26 protein-coding genes are annotated in these 19,191 nt (G+C 48.2%); 23 read left to right on the plus strand and 3 right to left on the minus strand.

The window, feature by feature from the left end; genetic code table 11:
* Positions 1 to 17 precede the first annotated feature (17 nt).
* From NYE48_RS05285 to NYE48_RS05330, 10 genes are all read left to right on the plus strand, one after another.
* Positions 18 to 524: a shikimate kinase gene (locus NYE48_RS05285; RefSeq protein ID WP_340997304.1), complete on the plus strand. Its 507-nt coding sequence runs from the start codon at positions 18 to 20 to the stop codon at positions 522 to 524.
* A 22-nt stretch (positions 525 to 546) separates the two neighbouring features.
* Positions 547 to 816, plus strand: a complete 270-nt coding sequence (locus NYE48_RS05290) for a hypothetical protein (protein WP_340997306.1) — start codon at positions 547 to 549, stop codon at positions 814 to 816.
* A 35-nt stretch (positions 817 to 851) separates the two neighbouring features.
* Positions 852 to 1,070, plus strand: coding sequence for a hypothetical protein (locus NYE48_RS05295; protein ID WP_212949295.1), 219 nt, complete (start codon positions 852 to 854; stop codon positions 1,068 to 1,070).
* Positions 1,071 to 1,250: 180 nt separating this feature from the next.
* Positions 1,251 to 2,552: an IS1380 family transposase gene (locus NYE48_RS05300; RefSeq protein ID WP_120463466.1), complete on the plus strand. Its 1,302-nt coding sequence runs from the start codon at positions 1,251 to 1,253 to the stop codon at positions 2,550 to 2,552.
* Positions 2,553 to 2,973: 421 nt separating this feature from the next.
* Positions 2,974 to 3,831 carry an MBL fold metallo-hydrolase gene (locus tag NYE48_RS05305; protein ID WP_340997310.1) on the plus strand — a complete coding sequence of 286 codons (858 nt, stop codon included), beginning with the start codon at positions 2,974 to 2,976 and terminating at the stop codon, positions 3,829 to 3,831.
* A gap of 842 nt (positions 3,832 to 4,673) precedes the next feature.
* Positions 4,674 to 5,459 carry a hypothetical protein gene (locus NYE48_RS05310; protein ID WP_340997311.1) on the plus strand — a complete coding sequence of 262 codons (786 nt, stop codon included), beginning with the start codon at positions 4,674 to 4,676 and terminating at the stop codon, positions 5,457 to 5,459.
* A gap of 68 nt (positions 5,460 to 5,527) precedes the next feature.
* A complete protein-coding gene (locus tag NYE48_RS05315; RefSeq protein WP_340997313.1) occupies positions 5,528 to 5,740 on the plus strand; it encodes a hypothetical protein in 213 nt (70 codons plus the stop codon).
* Positions 5,737 to 6,018, plus strand: a complete 282-nt coding sequence (locus tag NYE48_RS05320) for a hypothetical protein (RefSeq protein ID WP_340997315.1) — start codon at positions 5,737 to 5,739, stop codon at positions 6,016 to 6,018. Before NYE48_RS05315 ends, NYE48_RS05320 begins: the two co-directional genes overlap by 4 nt.
* A gap of 43 nt (positions 6,019 to 6,061) precedes the next feature.
* Positions 6,062 to 6,238: a hypothetical protein gene (locus NYE48_RS05325; protein WP_340997317.1), complete on the plus strand. Its 177-nt coding sequence runs from the start codon at positions 6,062 to 6,064 to the stop codon at positions 6,236 to 6,238.
* Positions 6,239 to 6,278: 40 nt separating this feature from the next.
* Entirely contained in the window at positions 6,279 to 6,890 is a 612-nt protein-coding gene (locus NYE48_RS05330; RefSeq protein WP_212949279.1) for a hypothetical protein, read from the plus strand.
* 63 nt (positions 6,891 to 6,953) lie between these two features.
* Here NYE48_RS05330 and NYE48_RS05335 read toward each other — a convergent pair whose 3' ends face one another.
* On the minus strand, positions 6,954 to 7,844 hold the full coding sequence (locus NYE48_RS05335) for a LysR family transcriptional regulator (RefSeq protein ID WP_340997320.1): 891 nt from the start codon (positions 7,842 to 7,844) through the stop codon (positions 6,954 to 6,956).
* 137 nt (positions 7,845 to 7,981) lie between these two features.
* Here NYE48_RS05335 and NYE48_RS05340 point away from each other — a divergent pair, with 137 nt between their 5' ends.
* From NYE48_RS05340 to NYE48_RS05355, 4 genes are all read left to right on the plus strand, one after another.
* Positions 7,982 to 8,728 carry an acetoacetate decarboxylase gene (locus tag NYE48_RS05340; protein ID WP_445324059.1) on the plus strand — a complete coding sequence of 249 codons (747 nt, stop codon included), beginning with the start codon at positions 7,982 to 7,984 and terminating at the stop codon, positions 8,726 to 8,728.
* Positions 8,729 to 8,744: 16 nt separating this feature from the next.
* Entirely contained in the window at positions 8,745 to 9,776 is a 1,032-nt protein-coding gene (locus tag NYE48_RS05345; RefSeq protein WP_340997324.1) for a ketopantoate reductase family protein, read from the plus strand.
* 190 nt (positions 9,777 to 9,966) lie between these two features.
* Positions 9,967 to 10,440: an IS200/IS605 family transposase gene (tnpA, locus tag NYE48_RS05350; RefSeq protein WP_340997326.1), complete on the plus strand. Its 474-nt coding sequence runs from the start codon at positions 9,967 to 9,969 to the stop codon at positions 10,438 to 10,440.
* Positions 10,441 to 10,675: 235 nt separating this feature from the next.
* Positions 10,676 to 12,217 carry an MFS transporter gene (locus tag NYE48_RS05355; RefSeq protein WP_340997327.1) on the plus strand — a complete coding sequence of 514 codons (1,542 nt, stop codon included), beginning with the start codon at positions 10,676 to 10,678 and terminating at the stop codon, positions 12,215 to 12,217.
* Between the two features lie 70 nt (positions 12,218 to 12,287).
* Here NYE48_RS05355 and NYE48_RS05360 read toward each other — a convergent pair whose 3' ends face one another.
* Complete coding sequence (locus tag NYE48_RS05360) at positions 12,288 to 13,088, minus strand: TetR/AcrR family transcriptional regulator (RefSeq protein ID WP_212949272.1); 801 nt, start codon at positions 13,086 to 13,088, stop codon at positions 12,288 to 12,290.
* A gap of 281 nt (positions 13,089 to 13,369) precedes the next feature.
* On the opposite strand from NYE48_RS05360, the gene NYE48_RS05365 reads away from it, so the two are divergent.
* From NYE48_RS05365 to NYE48_RS05375, 3 genes are all read left to right on the plus strand, one after another.
* Positions 13,370 to 13,900, plus strand: coding sequence for a class I SAM-dependent methyltransferase (locus tag NYE48_RS05365; protein ID WP_340997329.1), 531 nt, complete (start codon positions 13,370 to 13,372; stop codon positions 13,898 to 13,900).
* Between the two features lie 31 nt (positions 13,901 to 13,931).
* A complete protein-coding gene (locus NYE48_RS05370) occupies positions 13,932 to 14,333 on the plus strand; it encodes a hypothetical protein (protein WP_212949269.1) in 402 nt (133 codons plus the stop codon).
* A gap of 70 nt (positions 14,334 to 14,403) precedes the next feature.
* The gene (locus tag NYE48_RS05375) at positions 14,404 to 14,778 is read left to right on the plus strand and encodes a hypothetical protein (RefSeq protein ID WP_340997331.1); all 375 of its coding nucleotides are present in this window, start codon (positions 14,404 to 14,406) and stop codon (positions 14,776 to 14,778) included.
* Between the two features lie 93 nt (positions 14,779 to 14,871).
* Here the strand turns inward: NYE48_RS05375 and NYE48_RS05380 are convergent, their stop codons facing one another.
* Positions 14,872 to 15,369, minus strand: a complete 498-nt coding sequence (locus NYE48_RS05380; RefSeq protein ID WP_212949265.1) for a GrpB family protein — start codon at positions 15,367 to 15,369, stop codon at positions 14,872 to 14,874.
* A gap of 214 nt (positions 15,370 to 15,583) precedes the next feature.
* Between NYE48_RS05380 and NYE48_RS05385 the strand changes: the two genes are divergently transcribed.
* The 6 genes from NYE48_RS05385 (at position 15,584) to NYE48_RS05410 (ending at position 18,864) form a co-directional block, all read left to right on the plus strand.
* The gene (locus tag NYE48_RS05385) at positions 15,584 to 16,132 is read left to right on the plus strand and encodes a short-chain dehydrogenase (RefSeq protein WP_340997335.1); all 549 of its coding nucleotides are present in this window, start codon (positions 15,584 to 15,586) and stop codon (positions 16,130 to 16,132) included.
* A gap of 46 nt (positions 16,133 to 16,178) precedes the next feature.
* Positions 16,179 to 16,508, plus strand: a complete 330-nt coding sequence (locus NYE48_RS05390) for a low molecular weight protein tyrosine phosphatase family protein (protein WP_341000606.1) — start codon at positions 16,179 to 16,181, stop codon at positions 16,506 to 16,508.
* Between the two features lie 188 nt (positions 16,509 to 16,696).
* Positions 16,697 to 17,179 carry a GNAT family N-acetyltransferase gene (locus NYE48_RS05395; RefSeq protein WP_340997336.1) on the plus strand — a complete coding sequence of 161 codons (483 nt, stop codon included), beginning with the start codon at positions 16,697 to 16,699 and terminating at the stop codon, positions 17,177 to 17,179.
* A gap of 137 nt (positions 17,180 to 17,316) precedes the next feature.
* Positions 17,317 to 18,306 (plus strand): serine hydrolase domain-containing protein, encoded by a 990-nt coding sequence (locus NYE48_RS05400; protein WP_340997338.1) that lies wholly within the window; start codon positions 17,317 to 17,319, stop codon positions 18,304 to 18,306.
* A 53-nt stretch (positions 18,307 to 18,359) separates the two neighbouring features.
* Complete coding sequence (locus NYE48_RS05405; RefSeq protein ID WP_212949255.1) at positions 18,360 to 18,608, plus strand: hypothetical protein; 249 nt, start codon at positions 18,360 to 18,362, stop codon at positions 18,606 to 18,608.
* Between the two features lie 118 nt (positions 18,609 to 18,726).
* Positions 18,727 to 18,864, plus strand: a complete 138-nt coding sequence (locus NYE48_RS05410) for a hypothetical protein (RefSeq protein ID WP_340997341.1) — start codon at positions 18,727 to 18,729, stop codon at positions 18,862 to 18,864.
* The last annotated feature ends 327 nt before the right edge of the window (positions 18,865 to 19,191 follow it).

Below are 19,191 nucleotides of genomic sequence, written 5' to 3' on the forward strand. Positions count from 1 at the left end.
TAAATTGGAGGTGTATCATGAACATCGTCCTTATAGGTATGTCCGGAGCCGGCAAAAGCACATTAGGCGTATTGCTCGCCAAAGCTTTAGGAATGGATTTCGTGGATACGGATATTGTTATACAACAACATGAGAGCAGAGTGTTACAGGATATCATCGAGCGTGATGGCGTCGAAAAATTTCTGGAGATTGAAGAAACCATCTTGTCTAAATTACGCCTGAACAATTGCGTTATATCTACGGGCGGAAGTGTCATCTATTCAGAAAAGGTGATGAATATCCTTAAACAGGATGGGGAGATCGTTTATTTGCACGTCCCGTTCGAAGAAATTCAAAGGAGGCTCAAAAACACAACTACCAGAGGCATTGTCATCAGGAACGGGAGTAGTCTTAAGGACGTCTACGAGGAAAGAGTCCCGTTATACAGGACGCACAGTGATATCATGATCGATTGCTCCAATAAAGATATTGAACAGTGTGTCAGGGAGATAATCGTGAGCCTACAAGAACATCATCGCCATTAAAAATCGATTGGAGAACCAATAAATGTATTTTATCATCGGCATCATCATAAGCGTTTTAGTATATTTTGTTCTGACTTTAACCATGGGCGGCATTGGCGGATTGGTTTTCTTGCTGCTTTTAACGGGCATGATCGGCTATCTGTATGGCGAGATTGAAAGATTAAAAGAAAGACTGCAAAAGATCGAAAAGCTGAATGGCATAGACGAAACCAAGGAATTCCACGCAAGCAATGAGGAGATCGAAAAGGAATTGGAGCAATACATGGATTCGGAAGAGAACAAAAGAGAATAGATCATGATCTTTGAAGCGAAAGGGAGGGGAGGCTTATGAAAAGAGGAATCATTTCTGTATTCATATCCTTAGTCATCATTGCCTTGGCTTCATACAGATTATGGTCCTTGGATCAGCCTAAAGTTGGGCCTGTGGGAGACGGGGAAATTCCCCGGTTTGCTTATACATCCATGTATATAGGGCTGGCTGCGGGCATCTTTTGCCTGGTTCTCGCGATTATAAGAATTATTTTTGAATATAAGAACAAACCGTAAGATCTAAGCTACAAAACAATTTAAACCAAACAATACATTTCCATCGTGAGTATGTTGTTATAAAGTGTAAACCTGAATTTCGAAAGTAACATCGTCTGAAAAACAAGAAAAGGGCTCCAATTCTTTGGTAGAATGGTGTTTGTCCAGAACATCACCTACAAAGAAAGGAGCACCTTTTAGATGAAGTCTACCACACCCGTCAGCAAAATCAAGACCGAATTTACCTTGCAAAACGCCTCAAATGTTGGAGGAAGCAAAATCTTTCTGGAATATCTCGAAAAAATCAAGCTCGGTAAGGCTTTGCAGAATTTAAATTGTACCAAGCAAGGCAATTCCCTGTTCCCTGTTTTCCGCATCCTGCTCTATCTCATTGTCGGCTGGATACTCGGATGCGAACGCCTCTTTCATTTCCGCAGGCTGCAACATGACGCGCTCATCCGGCGGTTTCTCGGCGGGCGCTGTCCGCATCACACCCTGCTGTATAAGGAACTGGATCGACTCAGCAAGACCCGCCCAACCTTAACGCTGGATTTGCGAAAGCTGAATCAGCAGATTATTGCACCCTGTCTGCCTTCTGAACTCATCGTGGACCTAGACTCCACGGTAGAAACGGTATACGGTCACCAAGAGGGGGCGGCAGTCGGCACGAATCCCCACAAACCCGGACGTAAAAGTTACCATCCGCTGATGGCGTTTGAGGGCCAGTCGCGCCTGTGCCTGAATGCAGTACTGCGTGCTGGGAATACGCACGCTTCCACCGATGCAGCCGCCTTCCTCCGTCAGATCTTTGAGTTGCTTGGTGACCGTCCGGTAAAGTACGCCCGGTTTGACAAGGGATTTGGCGGCGAAGACTTCTACAGCCTATGGGAAGCCAAGCGAATCGGGTATGTCGGGAAATTGAAATGGACGCAGCGACTTCAGGCCGAAGTAGGGCGATGCCGCTACTGGAAGCGGTTTGTCGATGAGGATTGGGTCATCGAGGGGATCACCCTGATCTACCAAGCCACCTCATGGAAGAAACCGCGCCGCGTTGTGGTGATTCGTAAAGCGCAGGTGTTTGACGGCGATCAAGCTCGGCTTCTCCTCGATACGGACTGGCATTACGAAGCGATCGTCACCAATCTCGAGTGGGAGCCGATCGACCTTTGGCGCTTTTACAACCAGCGTTGCTGCATGGAGAACTATATCAAAGAAGCCAAACGCGGCTTTTCCATCGATCGAATCGCTACCGGTGACTTTACCGCTAATGAAATCGACCTGCTCATCAAGCTGCTCGCCTACAATCTCTACGAGAGATTCAAGCGAGACTGTTGCGAACCGGTCCATCAAGGGTATACGATTGCCCGGTTCCGTCTAGAGTTTTTCCACTGTGCAGCTACGATGATTCAGCATAGCCGACAAGTCGTTCTGAAACTGGCTAAAGATTTCGCGAACCGCTGCGCCTGGCAACGTATCGCCGCCAAAGTCGCTGCCTTAGAATGACGTTTACCACAAATTAACATGGAAACCGTTTAGCCCTGTCTTATGGGGAGGGGGAAAGACTACCCTCTTTTCAGAATCGTCGCGTAATCCACTGGGTATTTCCCTGTTTATTACAGTTGTTGCCTACTAATCCTGCTACAAACTGGCCACCATTATGGGCTTTCGAAATTCAGGGTAAATATTATTCGGGGTCGGGGATGGTACATATGTATAAAGCCGTAATTTTTGATTTGGATAATACGCTATGAATATAAATCCGTAAGGGGCTCGGCAAGCCCATGGCTTCATCCATCACAATGTTAAATACGCAGGAGGCGATTCCATTGGTAACCAAATAAACTGTGAGAAAATCTGGAGTGCATCCGAAACGCATGCGGATTTTCTCTTTCCCCTTCAAATAAAAATATAGAGGAGATCTGACATGCTAAATCAAATAGGCGATTCCATCCATTACTTGCCGAACCAAAACGATAAAGAAAGACCAACGCTAGGGTTGGTTTGCGGAGACCAATACAGCTTGGTTATAGACAGCGGCAATTCAGTTCAGCACGCAAGGGACTTTTTGAATGAAATTGAGAAGTTGAAAGTCCCTCCGGTTAAATATTTGGCGATCACGCATGCGCATTGGGACCATATTCTAGGGATGAACGAATTTGAAGCAGCTGCCATCATTGTGAATGCCCGAACGAATGAAATCATTCAGGATTGGCGCAGCCTTTCGTTTGACGATCGTTCTCTCCAGGAATATGCAGATGCCAAGAAGATGACTTCACATTGTGTGGAGACCATTATAAGCGAAATACCGGAGCGAGACACATTCCAGTTAACTTCGCCGGATATCATTTTTGAGGGATCGCTGCGTCTGGACTTGGGGAATAAAGTTTGCGTTCTTGAAACCATTCGAAGCACCCATACGGATGATTCAACGATCGTTTATATTCCGGATGAAAAAGTCCTTTTTCTGGGGGATAGTGCATATGGCACCACGGAAAATTCTTTGTATCATTTTAAGCAATCTTTGTTATTGCCGATGATCGAGGATATCCGCAAATATGACGCTACTCACTTCCTGCTGGGGCATGAATCCATTTGTGACGCGGCCGAGATGGACCTGTATTGGAAAGAGCTCATTTCCGCGAGCAAAGCGGTAACATCCGCATCATTAGAGGGAGCCATCGCAGCTTTTGAGGCGGATCACGACCGGAAACCCAATGAAAATGAACTCTTTTTCCTCAAAGCGTTTGTGAACGACCAAATATTAAAATCGCAATCAGAATGAACATCCTTCGGCTGCGTGAGGTATAATCATAGCATAACAACTCAAAACAACATTAGTGAGGTTGCATTTGAAAAAAGAGCCAAGGGCGACGTTCGCTCCTGGCTCTTTGTGGGCAGTTGTCTAATACTAACAATGTATCCATATCACTGCGAAATTGTGCATGGGAATGCGGTTTTCGAATCGAAATCCACTGCATGAGGCTGCAGCCTGACGGTGGGTTTCGCTTAGATTTCGTTAACTACCCGTGTTTTTCAGGTCATCCAGTTGGTTCCGAAACGGACGCCAACCGTTCCAGACATCTTTTGTCCCGAGGAGATGGTGATGAAGAACGTGCTCGTAGACCATGGGGCTCCTTGGGTGTAATGACTGTGTGGTATTTTATCGGATGGGACGGTGTAAAACATCTTTTGCGGACCTGTCTGGCTACCTTGGTTAGCCGTAACTCGTAATTGGGTTAGGTCCAGTGTTCTTAATGGTCACTATTACATAACCCCATCCTTTGAAATAAAAGTGTTTTGTGGAACAATATATAAAACACTCGAGAATGGGATAAGTTACTTCATTTTATTTAAATTATGGAACCGGCCAGGTGCTGGTTCTTTTGATTTAAAGGCGATTTCCCTTGAGGTGGTTATTTTAACGTGAAATGGTGAAGCTGATCTTTTCTGATGGATTTAGAAGGGATACATGAAGGAGCATATCGAATCGAAACGAAAGAAGTTACAAACGCATACGGTGGAAATTGGCGCGAAGTGGAACGTAGGCATGCCAAGTTAAGAGTAACCTAAGGCCGTGATGTGTTGTTTTATAGTACATAGAAACTATCACTAGGAGGGCAACCTGTGACCGCTGCAAAACTGATTTTATTCGAGGGGATTCCCGGATCGGGGAAAACCACCACTTCACAGCTGCTGCACACCTATTTTGAAGAAAAGGGGACGGCATCCGCCGTTTTTGTGGAAGGCAGCGAGCATCCGGTTGATCTTCCATTTTACGCTTATCTGACTATGAACGAATTTAAGGAACTGCTTTCGAAGTATCCGCAGCAAGCCGACTGGTTAGAGCATCATTCCGTTATAGAAGATGAATATGCACTCACGCCGTACCAATCGCCTGAACCGGAGCCCCGGGATGATACGCTGCTAAAGGATTTGCGCGCCAAAGAATTTTGTTATTCTGACTGTCCCGTTGTTCCGTTTGATACATTTAAGCAGGTATTTTGCAGACGATTTGAAAAATTTGCAGCGGCAGCGATGAAACAAGAGCGCGTCACGATTTTCGAGAGCGTCTTATTTCAGCACCAAATTCATGACATCCACAGGTTGTATCCCGAAGCCAGCGGACGTGAAATCATTGATTACCTGGCCATATTAGCCGAGATCCTCAGGCCGTTAAACCCGGTGTTATTTTATATGTCTCAACGCAGCGTGCAAGAGTCTCTGGAACATACGGCCCATATCCGATCCAAACCGAAGTGGGCGGCCGAAGAAACCATTGCCTATTATATTCGCCGAAAAAAGCTGGAGCTGGACGCTATCAAGGCACTTCCGATTCATTCGATGATTATTGACAATACGGATCGGGATTGGGACAAGATGATGGCAACGATTTTACATGCGCTTTCTTGAAAAATAAGACCCGAATCCGCAAACCTTCGGGAGAAACAACCATTCAACCATTAGGGAGGGCCATCCACTTGAACGAACAAAGTGAGCAAAACAAAAAAGCGTGGGAATATCGAGCCTATGAGTTTTGGCATAAAAGAGACGGTTCGCCAACGGAGAAAGCCATTCAAATCTTAGAAAATCCGCTGGCCAGCTTGAAAAAGCACCAACATCATTTCGAAAACGTTGCAGGCAACAAGATCGCCAATCTTTGCGGTTCGAACGGGAGGAAGGAGGAAAAATGATTCTCAGCGATTTCCATCCGTTCAGAAGATGTTTGCCGGGCCAAGGAGAAATTGAATATTTTGATCCGGAATTAAAAAGCGGGGACGTAGCTTACAAGGGATTCTTTGATGAGCAGGAACAGGCGGATTTTCCCGATGTCTCCGTCCGGTTATATACGTTAAGTGATATTATCAATGCCGTTCTTGAAGCAGGTTTTACCTTGAAGAGGTTTGATGAACATCGCGGATGGAACAATGAAAATATCCCTTGGGAGTTTACGGTTCTGGCAGATAAATAAGGTCATGGGCACCATGATGTATCCTAAAAAAGGAGGTCATACCTTGGATTTTACCCAATTTATTTTGCTGCTGGTTTTGTCTTTGTTCTTCGGCGTATTCGTCGTGAAGCTGGGGATCGACAACTCTCAAACCCATAAGCTTACGAAGGAAGTGTTGGAGGAATTGAGGGAAATTAAGGAGCTTTTACGCGAACATCCTCCACATCCTCCGCATCACTAAGCTGGCGAATCGATAAAATAGAAATTAAGGAGATGAATTAATGGGCTGGGGTGAAGTAAGAGAATTTCGATATGAATATAATGAAGAGGTCAAAGCAATCGATGAGCAGATTATTAAATTGATTTCGACTCGCCGGTCGATGACGACAGGCAAAAGATTTTCTCCGCCAAACGAGCAGTTAACGGAATGGGCCAAAGCATTCGAAATGGATGAATTAGAAATCCGGTTGATTCTCCATCATTTGCAGCCGCAGATGGCTCCTCATGTTCCGAATGAGTTCGGCCCCCTGTTGAATGTGGTATCAATCATGAAGAAAACCGTCGTCGATTCATGCGAGTACATCCTTACGCATGCCATGCAGCATGAACAAGTAAGCATCGTGCATGTGGAAATCAATCTTTTGGATGAGGGAAAAAGCGGCGGGGTTCATTTAAAGCCAAATCTCATGCTCGAAGTTTTCAGCGATCGGCCGTTTGCTGTAGGAAGACACGGAAGCTATGGAGGAGGTTCACATTCGAAACTGCAATTTGTTGTTTCTCCGCCGCTCCCTGAAACCCTTGAACAGATTGAATTTTCTTTGGTACCAAGCGCCGTGTTTATGGAACATCCGATCGAAGAGATCATTTTGGATAAACAGGTTGATTTTGAATAAAATTGTTAGACAGTGCAAGCCGGCAGCCGCCGGCTTTTATTTTTTACACGGATATCATTCGCATCAATACACCTTATACATTCCATGGTTTTCTTTGAAATAGGAAATGATAAAATCCCGGAATCCTGTCACGGTCGGAGACAACAAACGATCTTTGACCCACGACAACCTGACGGTATAGGCAGGGTCGATGTCCGTGATTTTGACGTAATGCAAGCCGAGTGTTCTGCATGCCGAGATGGGAAGCAGCGCCACGCCTTGGTCCAGTTTTATGATTTCCGCCAATAGATGAGAATCCACCTCGAAATTGTTGCTGGGGGTAAACCCAGCCCTTTCGCAAAGGCTTGTCGTAAAACCGCGATACTCCTCGTTGTTGGCCAAGGATATAAACGGTTCGGCGGCAACTTCGCTTAATGAAATTTCGGATTTTCCCGCCAGCTTGTGGCTTGAAGGCAAGACCAACACGATGTCCTCATCCACCAGCACGCAGCTTTCGATTTCTTCATCCGCGGTCGGCGGACCGCCTGCGATGCCTAAATCGATCTCCCTCTTTTTTAAGCGGGTCATGATTTCGGTTCTTTCCCCGACTTCCTGGTGTATTTTCGTATCCGGATGCCGGGTAATGTATTCGCTGATCAATCCCGAGAGAAATCTCGGATTGGAGATCGATATCCTGATGGTCCGGTCCTGTTCATAACCCTGCGCCTGTATTTCCGTTTTTGCATTTTCAAGCTCGGTAAAAATTTTGTTCACATGTTTTAAAAGGATTTTTCCGGAGGGACTTAGCTCGATGTTCCTTCCTTTTCGGAGGAATAGACTCGTGCCTAACTCGTCTTCCAGCCGCTTGATGGTCAGGCTTAAAGAAGGCTGGGCAATATTCAGTTGTTCCGCGGCCTTGGAAATATGCTCGGTATAGGCGACGGTCTGAAAATATTTTAATTGGAGCAGCTCCATCGATCTTTTTGCACCTCATATATTTATTTTGATAAATGTATTTATATTTTATTATGTATTAGATTAAATGTAAAACCGCGATGTAAAATAGGGGTAGATCGAAGAGCAGGACAGCATAAATGCAAAAAGGAAGGTGCATTCAGGTGAAAAAGGATGAAGTGGTGAAGCAGTTTACGACTCCGCTTGATGCAGGGGCGTTTCCTTTAGGGCCTTATCGTTTTTATCATCGCGAGTATTTGAACATTGTATATAAAACGGATCTGGAAAAATTAAAAAAAATCGTTCCGGAGCCTTTGGAGGTGACGGAGCCGCTCGTCAAGTTCGAAATCATGAAGATGCCGGACGTAACGGGGCTCGGCTCGTATACGGAGTGCGGACAGGTCATACCGGTAAGCTTTGAAGGGGAGGAAGGCGACTATCTTCATGCCATGTATGTGGACAGCTTTCCGGCCATTGCATCCGGCAGGGAAATCGCGGCCTATCCTAAAAAGCTGGGCAAGCCGAGTCTGTACGTCGATTCCGACACCTTGGTTGGGCTTCTGGATTACGGCACTTTGAGGGTCGCTACGGCTACCATGGGGTATAAGCATTTTCCGCTGGACCATGCGGAGGCGCTTCACGAAATCGTAAAACCGAACTATATGCTGAAAAAAATGCCGGGCTACGACGGTTACCCCAGAATCTGCGAATTGGTCCGGAGCCAAATCACGGATATTCAAATCCTTGGTGCTTGGTCAGGCCCTGCTAGGCTGGAGCTATTCGCCCATGCGCTTGCGCCGATGGCCGATTTGCCTGTGCTGGAAGTCGTATCGGCTTCCCATATCGTCACCGAGCTGTCGTTGGCTTCTCCAACGGTTGTGTACGACTATTTGGCCGAAAAGTAAAAAGGGGGATTTTCAAATGCGAATTGCAGTTTTAGGAGCGGGTTCATTGGGAACCATTGCCGGAGCCTACATGGCTGCGGGTGGACAAGACGTGGAGCTGATCGATGTCTACCAAGCCCATGTGGACGCGTTAAACCAATCCGGCGCAAAAATTACCGGCACGACGGATTTTCAAGCCAAGGTGAAAGCCATCACTCCTGATGACATGTCCGGAACCTATGATTTGGTGTTGCTGTTAACCAAGCAGCTTTATAACGATTCCGTTCTGCAGAATTTGCTGCCGTTTTTAGGCGATGATAGCGTCGTGCTTTCCCTGCAAAACGGCATTCCTGAAGAAAAGGTGGCTTCCATTGTCGGCCGGGAACGGGTCATCGCCGGGTCGGTCGAATTTGGCGCTACGTTCATGGAACCGGGAATTTCAAGCCTTACGACAGAGTACAGTCATTTTAAAAACTATGCTTTTCAAATCGGGGAATTAAACGGCGAACGGACGGAAAGAATACAGCGGATCAAAACGATTTTGGATCTTGTGGGGGGCACGCACATTTCCGACAACCTGGTGGGGACCAAATGGTCCAAACTGCTGATCAACAACGCGTTTAGCGGGTTATCGGCTGCGCTGAATACGGAGTTCGGCGGGGTGTTGGATCATGAGGTCAGCGTTGTCAGCGCCGCGCATATCGCGGATGAGACGATCAAAGTCGGCCATGCGAACGGCGTCACCTTTGCCCCAATGAACGGATTTGATCTGGCGTCTTTGGAAATCCAAAGCGAAGAGGACCTTCCGGCACGCGTGCAGACGCTTCGGGGGTTCATGAAATCGTCGAGACGGCTCAAAGCAAGCATGCTGCAGGACCTGGAGAAAAAACGCAAGACGGAAATCGATGATATCAATGGGGTCGTACCGCGGCTTGCAAAGGGGAAAGGCATTTTGACGCCTTATAATGACCTGGTCGTTCAACTGGTGAAACAAGCCGAAGCAACCCAAAGCGTACCGGATTTCGACACGAACCTGCGGTTTTTCGAACAACTAAACCATCAAAAATAATGTTATAGTGCAAGAGGCGCGGCCCACAAGGCAGCGCCTTTTTTTGTTTTAGGCTTTAGCCAGTTGAGCTCGCGAAGCGTGCGAAACAAAAAACCACCCGCTATGCGGGTGGAGGGAACGAGGGTTTGACCAACAAGACCATCCCGATAAAATTGAGATGTTCAGGCTCAATTGAAAGGAATGGTCTTAGATGGCAAACAAGAACTATAGTTTAGCTCACACAAAGTGGATGTGCAAATACCACATTGTATTCACCCCGAAGTATAGACGGAAAGAGATCTATAATCAAGTGAGGAAAGATTTAATCGAAATTTTCAAACGATTATGTAAATACAAGGGAGTAGAGATCATAGAAGGTCACATGATGCCAGATCACGTACACATGCTGGTAGTGATACCACCGAAAATTTCAGTACCAGCCTTCATGGGATATCTGAAGGGGAAAAGTGCGCTAATGATCTTTGAGAAGCATGCGCAATTAAAGTATAAATATGGGAATCGAAAATTTTGGGCGGAAGGATACTACGTCAGTACAGTAGGCTTAAACGAGGCAACCGTCGCAAAATATATTCGTGAACAAGAAGCACATGACCAGGCAGTGGACAAACTGAGTGTGAAGGAGTATGAGGACCCTTTTAGCATAAATAGTAGCAAGAAAAAGTAAACCAGTTTAACTGGTAAGTGAAAGAGACAAATTACACTGAGCCTGAACAATTTATTGTCAGGCTAGCGTCTTTAGGCGCAGTTTGGCAACAGGGGGTTATACCCCAAGTGCAAACCACCCGTTGGACGGGTGGTTATGATTATATGCGCACAATTTGTGTTGACCATATACTGTTTATGTAATATACTGTTTTCAAAAGTTACTGTTTATATCATAAACAATAAGGAGAGGATTTATGATGAGCACTGCAACCCCCGCAGCGGCCGGCCGCAAGGAATGGATCGCGCTATGCATCCTGTGTCTCCCGCTGATGGTCGTATCGATGGACGTTTCCATCCTGTTTTTTGCCGCACCCGCCATTGCCGATGATTTACTGCCGACCGCCACCGAGCAATTGTGGATTTTCGACGTTTACGGCTTCATTCTCGCCGGCCTGCTCCTCACGATGGGGGCCGTCGGCGACCGGATCGGACGCCGGCGGCTGCTGATGATCGGTTCGGTCGGCTTCGCGCTTAGTTCGTTGTTTGCAGCGTATGCCCAGACGGCCGAAACCTTGATTCTCGCCCGGGCCATTCTGGGCATCGCCGGTTCGACCCTCATGCCGTCGACGCTGGCTCTTGTTCGCACGATGTTTCAAGATCCGGCGCAGCGGATGAAGGCGATGGCAATTTGGAGCGCCGTCATGGCCGGCGGCGTCACCATCGGGCCGATTATCGGCGGCCTGCTCCTGGACTCTTTCTCCTGGGGTTCCGTGTTCCTCATCAATATCCCCGCGATGGCGCTGCTGCTCATCATTGCGCCGTTCCTGCTGCCGGAGTCCCGCAGCACGGCACAAAGCCGGGTCGATATTTTCAGCTCGATTCTCGCTTTGGCGGCGATCCTGCCCGTAACCTACGGCGTGAAGACGCTTGCAGAAGAGGGCTGGGCGATCCTTCCCGCAGCTTTGCTCGCAGCAGGCTTGCTTGTCGGAGTCCTGTTCGTGCGGCGTCAATGGAACATCCCCAACCCGCTGCTGGATATCCGCGCGCTGATGGAGCGGCGGACCGGGGGTTCGATTCTCGTGAACTTTATCGCTGCATTCACCCTTATGGCCAGCTCATTGATCTGTACCCAGTTTCTTCAGTCGGTTCTTGGCTATTCCCCGTTCGTCGCGTCCCTCTGGAGCGTGGCGCCTTCGATCGTGGTCGCCGCGGCGGCGCCGATTGCCGGGAAATTGTCGCAAACCTGCGCGAGGCCGCGGGTGATGGCCGGGGGCTTCGTCCTGTCGGCGGTCGGCTTCGGCGTTTTGTCCCAGATCCGCCTGGAAGGCTTCCCGCCGCTGGTCGTCTTGCTCATTGGAGCCGGTCTGGTTGCGGCCGGAATCGTCTCCGTCATGACCCTCGTTACCGATTATGTCGTGGGCGTGGCCCCGGCTGACCGCGCCGGAGCCGTCGGCGGCCTCATCGAAACGTCCAATGAGCTCGGAGGGGCGTTCGGCATCGCAATTCTCGGCTGCGTCCTCGCCGCTGTCTACCGCCATGCGGTCACTCCGTTCCTGCCCACGGAGCTTGCGCCGGAGGCTGCCCGGGCAGCCGGGCAGACCATCGCCGGAGCATCGGCCGCCGCCCGGCTTTTGCCGACGGAAGCCGCGGCCCAAATGATGAAGGCTTCCCGGGAAGCCTTCATCACCGCCATGCATGCGACCTGCATCGTTTCCGCGGTTATCCTGCTGCTCGCCACTGCAGTCACGGTCATCCTGCTCCGTGACAAGAAAAAGGCCGTCAGCACCGCCGCGTAAACTCGGCATTTTAATGAAAAAGGCTGCTTCCAAGAATGGATTCCTGGAAGCAGCCTTTTTAGCTGCAGCTTTATGGGGCTGTGCCGCCGCCCATTTTCCGGTTCAAATACTGTTCGATCCCGTCCAGCATCCGTTCCAGTCCAAATTCCAAATCGTCGCCCACGGTGTTTTCGGCCTCTTTCTCACCCGAATAAACCCCCGACATGACGATCGGATACAAGTCCGGATATTGTTCCGGCTTGACCAGCGTCCGCAGCGCCGCCGAATAATTGATGCCGCTGAACGCTTCCTCGCTCGAACCGGCCTGAACCGCCCGATCGATGTCGCGCCGGAGCATCCCGCAATTACGGGCATAGCCGCTCAGCAGAAGAACGATCGACATTTTCTCGAAATCGTCCAGGGGCATATCCCGCAGCGGCCGGAGCGCCCAATCGACGATCCGTAGATTGTTAGGCGTGATCGGAATGCCGAGAATCGGAATATCCCCATACCATGGATGTTTCCGAAAAATAGCGACCGTTCCCAGCACATACTCGCGCATGCTCTCCCGCCATTCATGCGGGGGGCGCTCCGGAGGCAGCGGAATATCGCATGCCGCATCCTGCATGAGGATGAGCAGGTCGTCTTTGCTCGGGATGTAGCGGTAAAGAGACATCGCCGTGAAGCCGAGCGCGGACGCGATCCGGTTCATCGAGACGGCGGCGAGGCCGTCCTGGTCCGCGATCTCTATCGCCTTCGACACGATCAGGTCGATGCTCATTTCCCGCTTGGGCCCCCGCTGCGGCGGCTTGACCAATCCCCAGCCGAGCGCCGCGCCGGCGGGAAGCATCTTTGCCGCTTCTTCTTCCGGTGTCATATCGTCATTGCTCATCAGAATGTACCCCCTCATTCGACCGTAGCCGTCTTCCCCTAAAAGTGTTTATAATATAAACAGTATATCACAGTTGCGCAGCTTTTTTTCGTTTTTCAGGAGGAAATCACGGTGATGAAAGCCAATGGTTATCGTAGCCAGGCTTTGTTTAATAAGAAGCCGCTGATGAAGACGGGATAACGTTTTTAAAAGCAGCGATTACGCTCATGCCCCGGTAAGCTTCTAATACATTCGGCATGCCGGGAATATCATTCAGAGAGTAAGGGAGGGAATCACCCGCAATGACTTACAAAGGATCGCAATTTTACGACGACGAGCAACTTCTGAACAAATACCTTGAACGCAGGCGATGGAACGAAAACGCAAACGATACGATCGAAAAACCTGTTTTCATGGACTTAATAGGCGATGTCACAGAAAAAAACGTCTTGGATCTGGGGTGCGGCACCGCTGCATTCGGCAAAGAGCTTTTAGGGTTGGGGGCCCGTTCTTATACGGGAATCGAAGGTTCGGAGAAAATGGTCGAGCTCGCGCAGGAGACGCTGCCGAAGGCCAACGGGAAAGTCATTCATACCGCGATTGAGGCATGGGAATTTCCTGCATCTGCTTATGATTTGGTCGTAGGAAAGGTGATCAAATACCACCGCACCATCGAGGATTATTTTGGCGGACTGCAAAAAGCGGGGTTTGTCATCGAAAGTTTGAAGGAATCCAAACCGCGGGAAGAGAACTTTCACAATCCGGAGACGTATCATCGAAGAATGAAAATTCCGTTGTTTCTATTGATCAAAGCAAGAAAGGTTTGGGGATGATCGGTTTGCATAAAGCTTGGGAGGCGAGTTCATGGGTGAAGCATACCAATTAAACTGCGGGCGCTGCTCCTATAAGCAAGAGGTATTTTTAGGCATCGGATTTAGATACTGCAGTTTGAGCATGATTCAGGAATGGTACGAGGAAGAAGAGGGCAAAAAACGAATCGCAGAGTTTATTCAACATGAAGAGGAATCGACCTATGATTGCTTTGACGGTTTGTATGTATGCCAGTCATGCGGTTACCTTTTAAACGCAATCTATTTGCATATGGAGTCGGCCGCCGATACTTACACCAATCGGTATGCCTGCCCGCGCTGCTCGGCGCCCATGCCGCCGAAACCTATGGAATATATCCCTGAGGATGCCGCGCTGAATTGCCCGGATTGCAGAAAGGAAAAGTTAACCGTCCAGGCCTTTATGGATTGGGACTAAGAGAGCTAGGAGTGTGGAGCCAGATTCGAAGTAATGGCGCAAGGACCTTGGAAAATGGAGGCGAGGTATCGTGAAACGCATTATGCTTTCCCTTTTTATATTCGCTTTGGTTACTGCCTGCAGTCCAAATTCATCGCAGCAGCAAGCTCTTTCGATCATTGATCGACATTTGGATGCAATCATTTCCAATGGCAAGATTCAAGCCTCAAGCAACCCTGCGGACTATATCAACGCAAACCTGGAAGGATACAGCGAGGTGCTAAACACCGGTAATGAAGGATTGGATTATTTGATGAATGAATTAAAAGAAAGCCCAGACAACGGCCTGAGAGAATGGATCATCGCCAAAGCATGCGAGGACATGTTAAAGGATCAAGCTCCGGATGCCCCGTGGGCTTCCGGGAAGGAATGGCTTCGCGTCTATGAGGAAAGCAGGGAGAAATAAACCAGCAGAGAGGGGATTTATGATCCAAATCAAAGCCAAAACCGTTAGTCTTAACGGCAGATTTCGGCGAAATTACATTGGCACGAGAAGCTCTTATAACATGGTAAATTCAGGTGTTTCCATTAGCCATTCGAAGAAATCATTTTTGGCCTGACGATAAAGCTCCATGTCTTTGCCTTCGTATTTTTTCTTTAACTCATCGTATTTCTGTCTGTAACGATCATGGCTTAACAGCACATCTCTGAATTTCCAAAAAAAATCGAACTCGGAATGAACGACGGTTAATTGAATTCCTAAAGGCGGAATCGTCGTATCATCTTTAAATGCTCTAAACGATTCGGTTTGTATACTTCCCTCGTTAGGCGCATACAACTTTGACAATGCTTCAACTGCATTTTCAAATTCGGCGGGCTCAATGCGAACCTGAATGTCTAAGTCCCCTTTCGTTAAACTGTTGGGAATTGCCGTACTTCCTACGTGTTGTACATCTGCATTGGGTAACACAGCCTTTATGATTGATTTTTGCTCCATAAACAAATGGTCGGCTTCTGTTTTAAAAGTATTGTGATCCAAAAAAGTTACAATCTCCATGTTCATGCCTCGTCTTAAAAAATGATGTGGTTCACTTGTTTTTTAATCATTATAATATCATTAACATAGAGTGACTATCTTTACGAAAGTGATACACCGATTTTGATTCCGAGCAGGACATGGACGTATCTGAAAAAAATTTTAAGTGGCCGTTCATGCATACGAACGAATCGATGTGCGGGCCGTATTTTCACCGTAAAAAGGAGGAACTAGAGTGAGACATGCATTAGTCGTAGGCGGTTCGGGAATGCTTGCTGGAGCTTCCTTATGGCTGGCCGATCAAGGGTATACGGTATCTGTCATTGGCCGAAGCCGTTCCAAGATGGAGAAGCTGACCGAGGCCAGTCCAAACATCATTCCCCTTCTGATGGATTATAATGACGAGGAATCGTTAACCGGCGGGATCCGCAGCTCTATCGCTGCCCATGGCGCCTATAACATTGTCGTTGCCTGGATTCGTGGAAATTACCCGAAAATCATCCACGCCATCAGTAACGAAATCAAATCGGCTTCGGACCGGGAGTGGAGCTTGTATCACGTTACAGGCAGCCGTTCGAATCTCGATGAAATCGCGAAAGAAATCGGCGACATTCCGAAACGTACCGTTCATCAGGTCAAACTTGGTTTCGTCATTGAAGATGAGGCATCCCGCTGGCTTACGCACGAAGAAATATCAAACGGGGTCATCAACTGCATCAAAAGCGGCGCCAAAAGAACGGTTATAGGCACTTTGACGCCTTGGGAAAAGAGACCCGAAAGCTAATGATTAAAATAAAGGGCTTGCCCCTTGATGGGAACAGGTGACACACATTAAACTACTATTTATTTGCAGTCGCAACAAATGGCGGAGTTTAACCGCCGAGAAGATTTTCCATGGTTTTAACGGATATGAAGTTCGTTCAGCCGGAACGGAAGAAGGAGCAAGAATCAAGGTAACCGCGGGTCATATGGGATGGGCCGATATCATTTTTGCCATGGAGAAAAAGCATGTTCGAAGGCTAAGGGAGAGATTTTCAAGCGAATGCTCGGGCAAGCGGTTGATTTGCCTAAACATTCCGGATGATTTTGAGTTTATGGACGAAGAGTTGATCGAGATATTAAAAGAGAGGGTCTCCGGGTATATGGAAGTTCCCGAGTAGCCTTGCATTTTTTTAAAACCAAACGAAAGCGAAACAAACATGGATGCATCATGTATTTCTTGGCCCGCGGAATCCGCGGCTTTTTTATTAGGATACAAACTTCTATGAAATAAAGGTAAAATCAGGATATCCATGGAATTCATCTGACAAGGGAGGAAATGCCTCCATGGAAAGGAGAATCGCGAGCCATGTTTACTTCACGCAGAGCCCGGAGAGAAGATTTTAAAATCATCGCCTCTTTTCCTCAAAGCCAAGACGAACAGTTTTATATGTTTCCGCGGGGAACGTTTCCGCTTGATCCGGTGCATTTGGAAGAGGTCGCGAAGGAAAGGTTGCATCCGACCGTAATTTTGAGCGGGGAAGAGATTGCAGGCTATTGCAATTTGTATGATGTGGAGGCGGACAGCCGCTGCTGGCTTGGGAACGTGATCATCAACCCGGATTACCGGGGACGGGGAGCCGGGAAGTTTTTGCTGGATACGATGCTTACGACCGTCAGGGACGAACTGCATTTGCCTGAACTGCACCTGATTTGCCACAACCCGAATACGGCGGCGCTCAAATTCTACCATAAAAACGGCTTTATCCCTTATGGCCTCAAAGAAATGGTCGACTACAAGGAACAGCCGATTATCGGTATTTTGATGAAAAAATATTGCGAGCCATGCTGAAAGATAGGAATCGAAGCAAACCAAACGAAACTCATCGAGGAAATAGGAGTCATGACGGAGCTGCAAGTTTAGGATTCCAAAGAAGGGCGGCACGCAAAAAGGGAACCGCTCCTTACTATTCGAAAGAGGTGATTGCTTTGTTCGAACGCATCGAGGAAATCATCGAACATTACGGGCGGGAACATCTGTTATCCGGCAACGTGTTCATTTCCAAAGAAGGCAAGGAAATATTCAGCCAATCCTATGGTCAAGCCAGCATGCAGCTAAACGTCCCGAACGGGATCGACACCAAATTCCATATTGCTTCCGTCACGAAAATGTTTATTGCTGCCTCAGCGCTTAAACTGTACGAGCAAGGGCGGATCGATTTGGATCAGCATCCGGGAACCTACGTTGAGAAGTTTAAGGGCCTTCATCCGGACATCACGATCCATCACTTGCTGAGTCATTCCTCCGGGCTGAAGGACATTTACGCGGTGCCCGACTTGCGTTTGGAAATGAGCCGATGGAAGGCGGAGAACCGGGATTTTATCGATTATTTGCTCCAACTGGAGCAACAGTTCAGGCCGGGTGAGCGATGGGCGTACAGCAGCACGGGATTTATTATGCTCGGATATATTTTAGAGGCGTTGACGGGAATGAGATATGAGGAAGTTTTGGACGCATGGTTCTTTTCGCCGCTGCAGATGCGATCGACCGGTCTGGACCATCCGCGACACATCAATCCCGGGCGTGCATACGGACATACTTTGGAAAACGGGACCCTCAGGAATGCGGACAATGATAAGCTAAGCGATGTCGATGCGCCGGGAGAGCTTTTTTCGACCGTTCGCGATTTGGACCGATGGTGCGAGGCGTTGTTCAGCGGGGAGCTGCTCAAACAAGAGACGATGGAGCGGATGTTTACGCCGTATTATGCGACCTCGTTCGATCCGGATTTGGGTTATGGGTACGGATGGTTTCTGAGACCAGATGTACGTTTGATCGGGGGCGGCACGCCGGGATTCCGCTCGGAAATTTGGCATGATCCCGTTCATGGCTTGCGGGTCATTATGCTGTGGAATTACGAAAAAGTCGATTCGCATCAATTATTCCATCGGATCAGGCCCGTGTTATTGGAATGTTAGTCGGATCGCAAAAATCATGAAATCAAGAACCGTTGTTTTACAAGGAGACATCCATGGAACACAAATTTACATCCATCCGCAAAAAAACGAGAGGCATGCGCAGAAGGGCAAGAAAACTCCCCGATTGGGGAGCTTATCATGAAAATCTGGATGTCGACGGTTTGTTCAAACACCAAAAAGAATACGTGAAATTATGGATCAGCCCCTTTTATAACCTGCATCAAATCAGCGAAAACGAGGTCGGCAAAAAAAATCCCCCTTATAAATTCAGAAAGCAGGTTCTGGAGCAGCGCTTATTATGAGCAGCTTTTTAGGCCGAATCCGGAGCCGAAGTCGTTTCCTTACCAGATCAAGCATCCTTCTTTTGACCTTTTTACATGGGAAAGACGCGTTAATGGATATCATGTCTGGGAAAGCGATTTGGAAACGAAGGAGGAGATCGAGGAGGCGCGGAAAAAAGCGGTTGAAACCAACGAATACATGATCGGCGGCAAGATGGAACGATCGTATTTTATCAGCACGGGGGATCTGTGGGTCGGGTCGACAAAGGAGCGGTAGGAAGGATCAGGCATGCGTCTATGGGAAAATACCGATACGTATACGGTTTTTGTGGCCGCAAAGGTAAGGGCTACACCGCCGTACCGGACGGCTTTGAAACGACGGGCAGAGTGATCATGAATTTTGAGACGGCACGGCAAATGGTGAGGCGATCAGAAGGGGACGGCCACAAAATGCTGCGGGATGTCCGACAATATAAGTGAAATTGCTAGGCAGGCTGCAGAAGTGGACGATTCTTGGGCGATTAAAGCGGGGGTGTTTATGAACATTTTGCCGGTATACGATCCGGGTCGCTTTTTCGAAGAGTTATCCCAAATGCCTATGCGA

Source organism: Paenibacillus sp. FSL M7-1455, assembly GCF_038004655.1.
Taxonomy (GTDB): domain Bacteria; phylum Bacillota; class Bacilli; order Paenibacillales; family Paenibacillaceae; genus Paenibacillus_AQ; species Paenibacillus_AQ cookii.

Bases quoted from the DNA above. Each gene is read 5' to 3' on its own strand.
- NYE48_RS05290 (WP_340997306.1), top strand. From the start codon at position 547: ATGTATTTTATCATCGGCATCATCATAAGCGTTTTAGTATATTTTGTT.
- NYE48_RS05380 (WP_212949265.1), bottom strand. From the start codon at position 15,369: ATGGAGATTGTAACTTTTTTGGATCACAATACTTTTAAAACAGAAGCC.
- NYE48_RS05320 (WP_340997315.1), top strand. From the start codon at position 5,737: ATGATTCTCAGCGATTTCCATCCGTTCAGAAGATGTTTGCCGGGCCAA.
- tnpA (WP_340997326.1), top strand. From the start codon at position 9,967: ATGGCAAACAAGAACTATAGTTTAGCTCACACAAAGTGGATGTGCAAA.
- NYE48_RS05395 (WP_340997336.1), top strand. From the start codon at position 16,697: ATGTTTACTTCACGCAGAGCCCGGAGAGAAGATTTTAAAATCATCGCC.
- NYE48_RS05355 (WP_340997327.1), top strand. From the start codon at position 10,676: ATGATGAGCACTGCAACCCCCGCAGCGGCCGGCCGCAAGGAATGGATC.
- NYE48_RS05360 (WP_212949272.1), bottom strand. From the start codon at position 13,088: ATGAGCAATGACGATATGACACCGGAAGAAGAAGCGGCAAAGATGCTT.
- NYE48_RS05295 (WP_212949295.1), top strand. From the start codon at position 852: ATGAAAAGAGGAATCATTTCTGTATTCATATCCTTAGTCATCATTGCC.
- NYE48_RS05370 (WP_212949269.1), top strand. From the start codon at position 13,932: ATGGGTGAAGCATACCAATTAAACTGCGGGCGCTGCTCCTATAAGCAA.
- NYE48_RS05330 (WP_212949279.1), top strand. From the start codon at position 6,279: ATGGGCTGGGGTGAAGTAAGAGAATTTCGATATGAATATAATGAAGAG.
- NYE48_RS05335 (WP_340997320.1), bottom strand. From the start codon at position 7,844: ATGGAGCTGCTCCAATTAAAATATTTTCAGACCGTCGCCTATACCGAG.
- NYE48_RS05305 (WP_340997310.1), top strand. From the start codon at position 2,974: ATGCTAAATCAAATAGGCGATTCCATCCATTACTTGCCGAACCAAAAC.
- NYE48_RS05405 (WP_212949255.1), top strand. From the start codon at position 18,360: ATGGAACACAAATTTACATCCATCCGCAAAAAAACGAGAGGCATGCGC.
- NYE48_RS05300 (WP_120463466.1), top strand. From the start codon at position 1,251: ATGAAGTCTACCACACCCGTCAGCAAAATCAAGACCGAATTTACCTTG.
- NYE48_RS05365 (WP_340997329.1), top strand. From the start codon at position 13,370: ATGACTTACAAAGGATCGCAATTTTACGACGACGAGCAACTTCTGAAC.
- NYE48_RS05285 (WP_340997304.1), top strand. From the start codon at position 18: ATGAACATCGTCCTTATAGGTATGTCCGGAGCCGGCAAAAGCACATTA.
- NYE48_RS05345 (WP_340997324.1), top strand. From the start codon at position 8,745: ATGCGAATTGCAGTTTTAGGAGCGGGTTCATTGGGAACCATTGCCGGA.